Raw genomic sequence first — 13557 nt, 5'->3', positions numbered from 1 at the left:
ATTCGTTTTCATAAATCTATTATAAAAGAAAAGACTGTAGACATCATCCATAAAATGGACTTTGTCTACAGTCTGAAGCAGCAATACGTGCTGCTTGTTTTTTTGTGAAGAAAAATTGTCTTTTGATCGATGGGGAAAATCATACAAAAGATAATAGAAAAGACAAAATCTTTAATTTGTTTCTTTTTATCTTTAGTTTGTTCCTTAATTATTCACAATGAAAGCGTTATTCTTATAGCAGAAGGAGTTGATCAAATGTGAAGAAAAAGGGATTTTGGAAAAATGTGTGGCAATTTAAAGCACTTATCTTAATGGCACTTCCCGGTGTCATTTGGTTCATCTTTTTTTTCTATATTCCAGTATTTGTCAATGTCGTTGCATTCAAAGATTTTCGTCTTTCACCAGACGGATTTTTTGCCAGTCTGCAACAGAGCCCGTGGGTCGGGTTTGATAATTTCAAATTTTTATTTGCATCAAATGATGCTTGGCTGATCACTAGAAATACATTGCTTTACAATATCGTGTTTCTAGCATTCAATCTATTTTTTGCCATCGCCTTTGCGATCGTGATGAGTGAATTGCGGAACAAGCGATTGGTCAAAGTGTATCATACCATGTCATTGCTGCCTTATTTTCTTTCATGGGTAGTTATTTCCTATTTTGTCTATGCCTTTTTGAGCCCTGACAAGGGAATTATCAATCAATGGATCACCAACATGGGTGGTGAAGGAATCAACTGGTATGCCGATCCAAAATGGTGGCCATTTATCTTTGTTTTCATGAACGTCTGGAAGAGCTTGGGCTACAACAGTATCATTTATTACGCATCGGTGATGGGTATCGATCAAACCTATTATGAAGCAGCAATGGTGGACGGGGCCAATAAATGGCAGCAAATCAAAAACGTGACACTGCCGCAATTATTGCCGATGATCTCTGTCTTATTGATTTTGAATATTGGTGGGATCTTCCGGGCCGACTTTGGTCTATTCTACCAAGTTCCTCGCAACTCAGGTGCATTGTATCAAGTTTCTTCCGTTTTAGATACCTACATCTATAACGGCTTGACGGCCACAGGTGACTTTGGCATGACTGCTGCCGCCGGACTTTATCAATCCGTAGTGGGTATGTGCTTGCTCTTAGCTGCCAACTTAGTGGTACGTAAATTAGAACCAGATTCAGCATTATTCTAAGGAGGATGGACGAATGAAAAAGAAAGTAGCAAAGGTCGAAGTCCGTTCCTTTAATCCAACGGTCAACCTGATTTTCAATATTGTTTTGGCGCTATTTGCCTTTTCTTGTGTCTTACCATTTTTATTTGTAATTGCAATTTCTCTGACGAGTGAAACCTCGCTAGCTGAGAATGGCTACCGCTTTTGGCCCGGTGAATTTTCTTTTGCCGCCTATAGCTATCTCTTTAGTGGCGCCATGAGCAGTAAGATTTTTCAAGCATTTGGGATCTCCGTCTTTATCACCGTCTTCGGGACAGTCATCAATGCAACGATGACTTCACTGTATGCCTATGTGATTTCTCGTTCCAATTTCCCATTTCGGCGATTCTTTACGCTCTTTGCATTGGTAACGATGCTTTTTGCCCCAGGAATGGTAGCCAATTACCTAGTAATGGTTAATTTGATTCAATTAAAAGATACGATTTGGGCATTGATTTTACCGATTGCATTAGGTCCTTTCAATATTTTAGTGATGCGGACTTTCTTCAAGAAGACTGTGCCAGACAGTATTATTGAGTCAGCTCGGATCGATGGTGCCAGCGAAATGAAGATTTTCATCTCGATCGTCTTACCATTAGCGGTTCCAGGAATCGCTACGATCAGTTTATTTGCGGCACTTGGTTACTGGAATGATTGGTTCAATGCATTGTTATACATTCAAAAGGATTCACTAGTGCCGTTACAAGCACTATTGATGCGGATTCAATCGAACTTGGATTATTTAGCTAAAAGTACCGGTATGGCTGCTCAAGTTCAAGGTGGATTGGCCGCATTGCCAAACGAGACTGCTCGGATGGCAATCGTTGTAGTAGCAACATTACCAATTGCCATTACTTACCCATTTTTCCAACGATATTTCGTGGGTGGCTTGACAATTGGCGGTGTCAAAGAATAATAAGGATATAGGAGGAAAACAAATGAAATCGTGGAAAAAAACAATGTTTGCAGGATTCGCTTCAGCAATGCTGTTGAGCTTAGCTGCTTGCGGGTCAAACGGGGAGTCGTCGGATTCTGATTCTAATAGTGCGGATGGCGTAACGACTTTGTTGATGTATCAAGTCGGGGACAAACCAGAGAACTTTGATCAATTGATGGAGATCGCCAACAAACGGATCGAGGAAAAAATCAATGCACGGATCGACCTACAGTACATTGGCTGGGGCGATTGGGATCAAAAAATGAGTACGATCATTTCTTCTGGCGAGAACTATGATATCTCTTTTGCATCTAATTTTGTGGCAAATGCCCAAAAAGGAGCATATGCGGATTTGACCGACCTCGCACCAAAATATGCTAAGGAAGCTTATGATCAATTAGATGAAGCATATATCAAAGGCAACACCATCGATGGCAAGCTGTATGCCTTTCCTGTTAATGGAAACGTGTATGCGCAACAAGTATTGACATTCAACAAACAATATCTCGATAAATACGACATTGATATCAGCAATATCAATTCTTATGCTGATGCAGAAGATGCCTTGAAAAAATTCCATGAGAAGGAACCGAATATTGCCAGCTTCGCAATTGGTCAAACCTTCAACATTTCAGGAAACTATGACTATGTCATGGGGAAAGACTATCCATTTGCGGTCAAACTTGACGGAGACACTACAAAAATCATCAACCCATATGAAGATGACGAACAAATGGCAAACTTGAAATTGATGCACAAATGGTATAAAGAAGGATTGATCCCAACAGATGCCGCAACCAATACCACTGGCTATCCATTAGAAGGAAATACTTGGTTCATGCGTGAAGAAACCCAAGGACCAATGGATTACGGCGATACAATTTTGAACAATGCTGCCGGTCACGAATTGATTTCTCGTCCGCTTACCAAACAATTGAAATCAACAGGGCAAGCCCAAATGGCGAACTTTGTGGTGGCAAATGTTTCTAAAAACAAAGAAAAAGCTGTCGAATTCCTTGGTTTGTTAAACAGCGACCCTGAATTGTTGAATGGACTTGTCTGGGGTGTTGAAGGAGAAGCATGGGAAAAAGTGGAAGGGCAAGATAACAAAATCAAATTGTTGGATGGCTACAAACCAAACACTCACATGGCGGCATGGAATACTGGGAACAATATGATCTTGTATACGCAAGAATCGATCACTGATGAAATGATCAAAGAACGTGACGAAAACATTGCTAAAGCCGAAGAATCACCAATTCTAGGTTTCAACTTTAAAACAGATAGTGTGAAGACTGAAATCACCAACATCGCCAATGTCATGAATCGTTATAAAGCAAGTCTAGCAACAGGGACCATCGATCCAGAAGAAAATGTGCCAAAACTAGTGGAAGAATTGAAAACAGCTGGTTGGGACAAAGTTCGTGATGAAATGCAAAAACAATTCGACGAATACCGTGAATCTGGAAAATAATTAGTTAAAATAAGCGGAGCAACTGCGCGTAGGAGCAGATGAGGAGTAGCCGATGAATGATTTCGTCACTCCTCATTTGTTGTACATAATAGAATAAGATAGAATAAGCGGCGATAAGCGTCAGAAAAAGTAAAGATTCGCATTTTGAGAAGTGACAAAAAAACGCTATAATAAAACGGGCAAATACCAAGAGGGGATGAGGAAGAATGAAAGAGACAACAAGTGGAGGATTAGTAAAGGCCTTTCGTCTGATTTGGGCGGTCATTAAACTGAATCTTTTCTTCGTATTGTTTACAATGATGGGCGCAGTTTTGTTTGGGGTTGGTCCGGCATTTCAAACCATCAGTGATTTGATCGAAGAAGAGGGCTTATCTTACGAGGACCAAACGTTTAGGAAGGCCCTTCGCTGCTGGAAGCAAAACTTTTGGCGAGCCAACGCCCGTTTTTATTTATTTTTCGGTTTGTTGGCGATCGCAGCGTATAATTTGTATCTCTCCAGTCAGATCCAAGGACTACTGTGGCTGATGATCGACTTTTTGCTAGTAGTAGTAAGTGGTCTCTTGGTTTTACTGTATTTGTATAGTTTATTGTTTGAATCAATTTATGAAACCTCTTTATTGAATACGATCAAACTGGCATTTGTCAGTTTATTTCTAAATTTTGGCACCTTCGCTAAAGTCATTTTTGGTCTCGTAGGTATTTTGGTGTTTACTTGGAGCATGAAAGGATTGTTTTTATTTGGTACCTTCAGTTTGATCTTATTATGGGTCCATTCCGCTTCCCGGAAAGACCGTGCATTGATCGATGGAAAACTGCAATATGAATAAACGAATCTTAGCCCTTTTCAAGCGTGACTTCCTGATCAATCAATTGATGCAACTTTATAGTGCCTTGTTGATTCTGATTTCGATTTTGATCATGTTAGGGTTGAGTGTCTATACGGGTGTGGATCGGTTTCGGATGAGTAATCGACTCGTCGATGCAACAAGCACGTATTTAGATACGTATATCCAAGAGCGTAATACGATTGTTTCTGAAGTATTAGGAGAATTCACCAGTTCGGATGCCACCTTTGAATCATTGCGCAACTATTTACAGTTATCGATCGCCGATTATTTTTCCTATAGTAATGATATGTTTCGACAATCAGGACAAAATATTTATCTGCCAAATATCCTTTACCGTTTGATCAGCAGTCATCCTGACATTGAAGAAATCATCGTTCAATTGGATGAAAGCAAAGAATATTTAGTTGCTACACCAGACAGACCTTACGGAGAGAAACTGCGGGGCGACCAGATCCAATTGAAAAATCGCCTATATTTTGCGCGATCGATCGCACAACCGAGTAATTTTGCGCAACCAATGGGACAAGTGTTTGTGGTATTTAATGAAGAAAACGTATTAGCTAATCGTAGTGATGAAAATAGAGAACACGGTACCAAAAGTTTCATATACACAAGCAGTGGACAGCGTCTCTATAAAGATGCACCGAATCTGAATCAGGCGATGATCGACAAAATCGATCAAGCAATGGCCAATAATCAAAAAGAGATCGTGCCGAAATTGTCCCATGATTTTTACATAAAAAAACAAGGGAATATCAACGGAGAAATCACGCTGGTTTTACTAGATAAGCAAGCGATTTGGCGGGATGTCCTAAATTATACATTGTTGATTTTTGGTTGCGGTACGTTGATTCTTTTTGTGCTGCTATTGATTTTGCATCGTACGTTCAAGCGTTACACCCAGCAGGTCAAACAGATCGTTCAAGCAACCCAAAAAGTCAGTCACGGAGATTTTAATGAGCGTATTGATACCACGGGGGTTCAACAAGAATTAAAAACAATCGCCGAGGCGATCAATCAAATGACAGGCAGTATCAATGACTACATTGAGGACATCTATACCCTGGAAATCAAGCAGCGGGATGCGGATATGCGGGCATTGCAGGCTCAGATCAATCCTCATTTCTTATACAATACACTCGAATACATTCGGATGTACGCATTGAGCCGCCAGCAGGAAGAATTAGCGGATGTCGTATACGCTTTTTCGGCACTTTTGCGCAACAATACGACACAGGAAAAGATCAAAACATTGGCAGAAGAAGTGACGTTTTGTGAGAAATACGTTTACTTGTATCAAATGAGGTATCCGGATAAAATCGCCTATCACGTAACTATCGAAGAAGATCTGAAACATCTGCTCTTGCCTAAGTTCACTTTGCAACCTTTAGTAGAAAATTATTTTGTGCATGGAATCGACTATCAGCGAAATGATAATGCCATCAGTATCAAAGCCTTCCGACAAAATGGCAAGATTCTTTTGCAAGTACGGGACAACGGAAAAGGAGCAGATCCAGAGCAATTAGCGATGATCCGCCAAGAGCTTGCAGATGACCGAGTCGTCGTACAAACATCCATAGGCATGAAAAATGTTCATGAACGATTAAGGGGGATGTTTGGCGATCATTATCAGATGGAAGTTGAATCTGAAAAAAATCACGGATTCAAGATTTCCATTGCGATCGATGAGGAGATGTTGAATGATGAGTTTATATAAAGCCATGTTTGTGGACGATGAGTACATGATTCTAGAAGGCCTAAAGATGATCATTCCTTGGCAAGAATTAGGCTTTGAAGTCGTTCACACAGCTAAAAGCGCTTCTGAAGCGTTGGAATATTTAGAAACACAAGCCATTGATCTACTGATCACTGATATTCGCATGCCGGAAATGAATGGGATTGATATGATCGCTAAAGCACAGGCAAAAGGCAATACCTTTTTTTCCATCATCTTATCTGGTTACCAAGAATTTGCATTTGTGAAGCAAGGCATGCAGTTAGGAGTCCGAAATTATCTCGTTAAGCCAGTCAACAAGGTCGAACTCTATGAAAGTGTGCAGGCAATTGCGGAGGAACTGGCACATCAGCAACGAATCGATGAACAAAATGACTTGTATCGAGAATCCAGCTTGTTGCTTTGGCTGAATGATGAATTAAATGAAAGTGAGTACCACTTATTATTGGAACAGTCCACACAACCCATCCATCCGCCTTATACGATTCTACAGCTGACAGGGACACCTGAAATCTTAGAAAATGGGTTTCGTTTTTTTGTCGAAAAAGAACAGCCATTGCTACTGCCAGGACGATTGGGAGAGAATCAGTTGCTGATCGTTTTTTATGGTGAACGTCAACGTCTCTGGTGTCTGCTCAAAGAACTGTCAGCGATTCTAGCAGGAAATTGGCAATTGGTGGTCAGTGAAACGATCAATGAATGGGAAAACTTATACAAAGGGTATGAGAAAATCAAGCAAGTCCAATCACTGCAGATCTTTTACCCGGATTTGCTGCTTAATGAACAAATCATTCAAGTCGATATCTTAGACCGCAACGAAGCGCTACCTTTTCTCTCTTTCAATAAAGCATTGACGATCGGGGATACAAAAACCGTTCAAGATGAATTAGACAAAATCTTTTCAAGTCTCGAGGGGATGCAGGCTGACCCTGAGCATGTCCGTTACGTAGCCTTTCTATTATTCAATGATATTTACCGCCAGTTCCCTGCTTTGACTAGAGAAAATTATGATCGGATCATCACTCGGATTCGAGCATCGAATACGATCCAGGTACTGCGTCAGCTCTTCAACGAGATTTTGCAGTTGGCCAAAGACCAGCCTCAGCAAAAGCGTTATTCTGAGATTGTTCAAAAAGCGGTTGGCATGATTGAAGAGCACTATACGCAAGAGCTGACGGTTAAATCGGCTGCCGAAGCTCTGCATGTTAGTGTAGTCTATCTGGGGCAAGTGTTCAAAAAAGAAACGGAATTAAGCTTTAATCAATACGTCAATTTTATTCGGATCAAAAAAGCTCAGCAGCTTCTGCTGCATACGAGACAAACAATTAATGAGATTGCCGATGTGATCGGATACAATAATACGAATTATTTTTCAAAGATGTTCAAGAAATTGAATGGTCTGACGCCAAAAGAATTTCGAGAGAAGTATGAGCAAAGTTACGAATCACTGGATTGACCGCTTGAAGGGTTTTTTAGACAGATAAAAGAAATAGTAGTAATCTCTGAAACGGCAAGGTACACTAAGAGAGTCTAGAAAACTAAATTGGAAAAGAGAGTGATGTCGTGAAAAAAATTTGGCAAATCTTGTTAGGTACGTGTTTGATTGCGTTAGCAATTTCATTGCTGATCACTGCCCATCAGGGGTATGATACGATCAGTACATTTTTGCTGGGAATCTTGAATCATGTGTCTGTTCCGTTTTGGATCGCCAGTCTATGTTTTAATCTGGTCGTCTTATTGATCGTAGCTATTTTCGATCGCCAGGAGCTTGGAATCGGCAGTTATATCAATGGGATCGGTCTTGGTTTGCTGATTGGGATTTTTGAGCCGGTTATGGATAAGATTTTTGTTCATTTGCCATTCTATTCTTGGTTGGCGATTTTCATCGCCCCCATCTTGTTCGGCGTTGGGGCAGGGATCTATGTCTCTTCAAATCAAGGATCAGCAGCATTAGAAGCACTAACTGCGCTGATTTATAAACGTACGAAGCTGACCCAAAAGACGATCCGGATCGGCTTGGATGCAGCGATGGTCTTGATTGGCTTTGGTTTGGGTGCCAATGTCGGTATCGGTACATTGCTCTGTATCATCTTTATTGGACCAATTTTTGAAGCCACAGTCAAAATGCTGGCAGCACATTCCAACTAATCTGCTGTCTCTGAAAAGCGCAAGTATAATCCTTTTCGGACAACTTATTCAAAATAAAAGAACTTTTGGACAGAATTAGTACAATGACCAAGGATCTTCAGCCAGTAGAGATCTTCAATCGTTGTGTTTCAAAAAAAAAAAAACGATATTTCCAGATTGCTGAAATCGGCAGGGGAGATTCGTTTTTTTTATGATACTAGCACTTATCACCACTAACTTTATTGAGATCTGACTTGCAATACCAGTAGGGAGCAATTTTCAACTGATAATACACCAAAAAAGAGAACATACTCTAGCAATTTGAATAGCATTTTCCATGGCGATTGTGAAAGTTCTCTTGCTATACTAAACAAATCTGGAGGAGGTAAAAATGAAAAATTATCAACGAACGATCATTGCTTGCTTTGCTGGGTATATTGTTCAAGCAATCATCAATAACTTTGCACCTTTATTATTTTTGACATTTCAAACACAGTATCAGATTCCGCTAAGTCAAATCACGCTTTTGGTTACATTTAATTTTCTAACGCAGCTGGGTGTGGACTTTGCAGCGATCTTTTTTGTCGATCGGATTGGTTATCGTATCTCGATTGTCGCGGCGCATTTTTTTGCGGCTGTAGGATTGATTGGGTTGGCTGTTTTTCCACTTATCTTTCCGACCCCTTTTACCGGTTTATTGACGGCAGTCTTCCTCTATGCAATTGGTGGCGGACTTCTGGAAGTATTAGTGAGCCCAATCGTCGAAGCTTGTCCAACCCCGAATAAAGAAAAAACCATGAGTATGCTGCATTCGTTTTATTGTTGGGGATATGTTGGGGTCGTCTTAGTCTCAACACTCTTTTTCTTTGTCTTCGGTATTGCTCGTTGGCCATTTCTTACATTGATCTGGGCTATTTTGCCGCTGGTCAATTTGGTTGTTTTTACTCAAGTTCCATTAGCACCAATCGTAGCAGAAGGCGAAGTAGGACTGAAGAATCGTGAACTGTTCTCATTGAAAAGCTTTTGGCTGTTTCTAGTCATGATGGTCTGTGCCGGGGCAAGTGAACAATCAGTTAGTCAATGGGCATCCACTTTTGCAGAGCAAGGACTTGGTGTGTCCAAAACGGTCGGTGATCTTGCGGGACCAATGTTGTTTGCGATCATGATGGGACTTGCTCGTCTGTATTATGGGAAATTTGGCGAACGTATCGATCTACGGAAATTTATGTTTGCAAGCTTATTGCTATGCTTGGTGGCGTATTTGCTGATCGGGTTATCAAGTGTCCCAATTCTAGGCTTTATCGGTTGTGGATTGAGTGGATTTGCTGTCGGTATATTGTGGCCGGGAATTTTTAGTTTAACGACAAAATACATTCGTAATGGAGGTACAGCAATGTTTGCTTACCTAGCCTTAGCGGGTGATTTAGGTTGTTCATTGGGACCTTCATTGGTCGGTTTGTTGGCAGAAGGCAGCGACAAAGGTTTGCAGCAAGGAATTTTGGGAGCGGGGATCTTTCCTTTGATCTTGTTGCTTGCAGTTTTCTTAGTGAAACGAATGCACCAAAGGCGTACACAAGTTTTGGTTTCAACAGTAAATAAATAAGAGGGATAGCTGTTGAAAAGCAGCTGTTTTTTTGTGGTCCAAACGAATCACTCTAGCCAACAAAGCATCTATCCGCTATACTTTGATTTAGTCAAAAAAAGGAGCGTGAGTATTTGAAGAGTCAACTAAAGAAAGAAATCACTTTTTTCGGAGCACTTTCGACAGTCATGGGAACTGTGATTGGAGCCGGGGTGTTCTTTAAAGCGGCTGCAGTGGTCCAACATACGCAATCCTCTGGCTTAACATTGCTTGTGTGGTTGATTGCGGGCTGTTTGACGATCTGTGGCGGACTAACGGTAGCGGAGCTAGCAACAGCAATACCAGAAACTGGTGGTCCTATTCGCTACATTGAACGAATTTACGGGAAATTGCCTTCTTTCTTGCTAGGATGGGCTCAAAGCATTATTTATTTCCCTGCCAATATAGCAGCGTTGAGTATTATTTTTGCCACTCAGTGTTTGAATCTGTTTCATTTGCCCGCAAGTTATCTCTTGCCGCTATCGTTGATCACCGGTACCAGTGTTAGTTTGTTCAATCTATTAGGGACAAAAACCGCCGCAGGCGTACAGTCATTTACATTATCAATCAAATTGATTCCCATCGCATTGATCGTTTTAGTGGGATTGATGACACCAGGACGAGTGTCAGTCTCGGTAATCAATTTTTCTACAACAAGTGATGGTTCGATCATTGCAGGAATCAGCAGTGCATTACTAGCGACTCTCTTCGCTTATGATGGCTGGTTAGGTGTTGGGAATATTGCTGGTGAAATGAAGCGGCCGGAAAAAGATCTTCCGAAAGCGATTATCTTTGGATTAAGTTTTGTAACCTTGGTTTATCTCCTGATCAATCTTGTTTTCTTGAAAACATTGCCCTTAGAACAGATTGCTGGAAACTTAAATAGTGCTTCAGAAACCGCATTGCAGTTATTTGGTGATTTTGGGGGCAAACTAGTGACGATTGGTATTTTGATTTCAGTTTATGGCGCACTCAATGGGTATACGATGACCGGATTGCGGGTGCCTTATGCCATGGCACTCGAGAATGAAGTTCCATTCAGTTCGACCTTTGTTAAATTGACAAATAAAACCAAGGCTCCTTATGCGGCGGTTTTTTTCCAATTAGCAATTGCGTGTTTAATGATGTTGTTGGGTAGTTTTGATCTCTTAACGGATATGTTGATTTTTGTGATGTGGTTTTTTAGTGTATTATTGTTTGTAGGTGTGATCTTGTTAAGAAAAAAAGCACCTGAGCTCAATCGTCCATACAAGGTTCCGTTGTACCCGATCACACCGATCATTGCTCTTTTAGGGGGCGGATTCATTTTAATAATGACGATCCTTACGGCCCCTGTGCTTGCATTGATCGGTATTTTGATCACCTGTTTAGGGATTCCAGTCTTTTATTTCCAACAGAGAGGAGCAAAAAAATGAAAATTGTTGTTTTAGATGGCTATGCGTTGAATCCAGGAGATTTAGATTGGCAGCCATTAGCTGGATTAGGGGAAATCACGATTTATGATCGCACTTCCTATACAGATACGAAGGAGATCATTGAGCGAATCGGCAAAGCATCGGCTGTTTTTACGAACAAAACGCCCCTTACAAAGGAAATACTACAAGCATGCCCTAACATCGATTATATCGGCGTGCTGGCAACTGGCTACAATGTTGTGGATTTACAAGCTGCAGCATCTCAAGGGATTACCGTCACAAATATTCCCAGCTATAGTACGAATTCAGTAGCGCAAGCTACATTTGCTTTATTACTTGAGGTAACGAATCAAGTAGGGCGGCACAACCAATCCGTCCATCAAGGAGATTGGCAAAACAGTCCCGATTTCTCTTATTGGCAAACGCCACTGACTGAAATTGCCAACAAGACGATCGGTTTGATCGGCTATGGTGCGATTGCTCAGGCAGTCGCTGAAATTGCTCATGCGTTTCAAATGAAGGTCATCTATTACAATCATCGACCAAAAACGCCGCAGGCTGAATGGGCAGAACAAGTTTCGTTGGAGAGACTCTTTCAACAAGCAGATGTGATCAGTCTCCATGTGCCGCAATTTCCCGATACTGAGAGGATGATTGACGCCCGTGCATTGTCTCAAATGAAAAAGGATGTTATCTTGATCAACACTGCTCGCGGTGGATTACTAGATGAACAAGCAGTAGCAGAAGCGTTGTCAGCTGGACAAGTTGCTGCTCTGGCAGCTGATGTCGTTTCGAAAGAACCAATCACGGCTGACAATCCATTGTTGCATGCGCCTAACTGCTATTTGACGCCGCATATTGCGTGGGCACCATTAGAGACCCGGCAACGATTGCTAGCTATCGCTGTCTCAAATTATAAGCATTTCTTAGAGAATCAACCAGTCAACGTAGTGTCTGAGTAGTGACGAGTATATTGCCGACAATTGGTACTCCAGGTTGATTCTTCATCACAAATTTTGAAAAAAACAGCGAATGCTGATTAGAAAGTTTTCTTTTAAAAAGTTTCCCTCAAAGGAGTGGAAACTTTTTTTTGTTTGGTCACACTAAAAGTAACGGCGAATGAATAAAACGATCTGCTAGGGGCAAGGTAGTTGAAGGGACACTTTATTTTTTCTAATTGGATTTTATTTGTGTAAAAAATCCCTTGCATTCAACAGGAGAATCGGTATAATTGGAAATAAATTAGGCATGCCTAAAAAATAAATAAACGATACTTTAACATAAATGTAAAGGAGCGCAAACTATGATCACATTTTCAAAAATTTCCGCCAGCTATGATGGGAAAAATCAAGCTGTCTCTGGAGTATCTTTCTGTGTTGATAAGCCGGCCATTGTAGGGATCATCGGACCGAATGGTGCGGGAAAATCTACCTTCATCAAAGCTGCACTGCAGCTGATCCCTTCTGAAGGACATGTCACATCGAATGGAATGGCACTCAATAAGTTCCAAAAAAAGATAGCCTACGTGGAACAAAAGACTGCAGTCGATTATACATTTCCGATTACAGTAAAAGAAGTGGTGTCATTAGGACTCTATCCGCAGCTTTCTCTGTTTCAACGAATAACGGCCAAAGATTGGCAGAAAGTCGCCGCTGCATTGGAGTCTGTCCAAATGGCTGACTTTGCTGAACGGCAGATCGGCGAACTATCTGGCGGTCAGTTCCAAAGAGTATTGATCGCTCGCACATTACTGCAAGAAGCGGAATTCATTTTTTTAGATGAACCATTTGTAGGAATCGATGCGATGAGTGAAGCAATTATTGTAGGACTTCTGCGTGAATTTCGCCAACAAGGAAAGACAATTTTTATTGTTCATCATGATTTAGGCAAAGTGACTGAATACTTCGATGAACTAGTGATGATGAATCAGCATTTAATCGCATATGGTCCGACGACGACTGTTTTTACTGAAACAAATTTGAAAGAAACATTCGGCGATACGATCATCGTGAAAGGAGGGGCTTAAGATGATTAGTCAGTTTATTGATGGATTAGTTCATTACCATTTTCTGCAAAATGCCTTGATCACCGCCGTAGCGATCGGTGTTGTTGCAGGGGTGATTGGTTGTTTTATTATTTTGCGGGGAATGTCATTGATGGGAGATGCCATTTCTCACGCCGTACTTCCC

Annotated in this window: 12 protein-coding genes; all 12 read left to right on the top strand. The window is 41.0% G+C overall.

Annotated features, from left to right (window positions below; all coding sequences use genetic code 11):
* Positions 1-311: 311 nt before the first annotated feature.
* Positions 312-1193: a sugar ABC transporter permease gene (locus tag AB5Z52_RS13870; protein WP_086269301.1), complete on the top strand. Its 882-nt coding sequence runs from the start codon at positions 312-314 to the stop codon at positions 1191-1193.
* Positions 1194-1206: 13 nt separating this feature from the next.
* On the top strand, positions 1207-2127 hold the full coding sequence (locus AB5Z52_RS13865; protein WP_003125954.1) for a carbohydrate ABC transporter permease: 921 nt from the start codon (positions 1207-1209) through the stop codon (positions 2125-2127).
* A 22-nt stretch (positions 2128-2149) separates the two neighbouring features.
* Positions 2150-3622, top strand: a complete 1473-nt coding sequence (locus AB5Z52_RS13860) for an ABC transporter substrate-binding protein (RefSeq protein ID WP_003125956.1) — start codon at positions 2150-2152, stop codon at positions 3620-3622.
* A 206-nt stretch (positions 3623-3828) separates the two neighbouring features.
* A complete protein-coding gene (locus AB5Z52_RS13855; protein WP_021150107.1) occupies positions 3829-4449 on the top strand; it encodes a YesL family protein in 621 nt (206 codons plus the stop codon).
* Positions 4442-6187, top strand: a complete 1746-nt coding sequence (locus AB5Z52_RS13850; protein ID WP_137264359.1) for a sensor histidine kinase — start codon at positions 4442-4444, stop codon at positions 6185-6187. The genes AB5Z52_RS13855 and AB5Z52_RS13850 overlap by 8 nt, the downstream gene beginning before the upstream one ends.
* Positions 6171-7661 carry a response regulator transcription factor gene (locus tag AB5Z52_RS13845; protein ID WP_131732053.1) on the top strand — a complete coding sequence of 497 codons (1491 nt, stop codon included), beginning with the start codon at positions 6171-6173 and terminating at the stop codon, positions 7659-7661. The genes AB5Z52_RS13850 and AB5Z52_RS13845 overlap by 17 nt, the downstream gene beginning before the upstream one ends.
* 107 nt (positions 7662-7768) lie before the next feature.
* On the top strand, positions 7769-8353 hold the full coding sequence (locus AB5Z52_RS13840; RefSeq protein ID WP_021150101.1) for a YitT family protein: 585 nt from the start codon (positions 7769-7771) through the stop codon (positions 8351-8353).
* A 370-nt stretch (positions 8354-8723) separates the two neighbouring features.
* Complete coding sequence (locus tag AB5Z52_RS13835) at positions 8724-9935, top strand: sugar MFS transporter (RefSeq protein ID WP_029486566.1); 1212 nt, start codon at positions 8724-8726, stop codon at positions 9933-9935.
* 113 nt (positions 9936-10048) lie between these two features.
* Positions 10049-11368 carry an APC family permease gene (locus AB5Z52_RS13830; RefSeq protein WP_003125964.1) on the top strand — a complete coding sequence of 440 codons (1320 nt, stop codon included), beginning with the start codon at positions 10049-10051 and terminating at the stop codon, positions 11366-11368.
* Positions 11365-12330 carry a D-2-hydroxyacid dehydrogenase gene (locus AB5Z52_RS13825; protein WP_021150098.1) on the top strand — a complete coding sequence of 322 codons (966 nt, stop codon included), beginning with the start codon at positions 11365-11367 and terminating at the stop codon, positions 12328-12330. Before AB5Z52_RS13830 ends, AB5Z52_RS13825 begins: the two co-directional genes overlap by 4 nt.
* A 341-nt stretch (positions 12331-12671) precedes the next feature.
* A complete protein-coding gene (locus AB5Z52_RS13820) occupies positions 12672-13394 on the top strand; it encodes a metal ABC transporter ATP-binding protein (RefSeq protein ID WP_003125966.1) in 723 nt (240 codons plus the stop codon).
* 1 nt (position 13395) lies between these two features.
* The coding region (locus AB5Z52_RS13815) for a metal ABC transporter permease (protein WP_368266961.1) at positions 13396-13557 on the top strand (162 nt) is incomplete at its 3' end.

Source organism: Enterococcus sp. RTP21361st1_A6_RTP21361_211029 (assembly GCF_040910045.1).
Lineage (GTDB): Bacteria > Bacillota > Bacilli > Lactobacillales > Enterococcaceae > Enterococcus_D > Enterococcus_D gallinarum.
The sequence above is the reverse complement of the archived record's forward strand: the minus strand, read 5'-3'. Positions and strand labels throughout refer to the sequence as shown.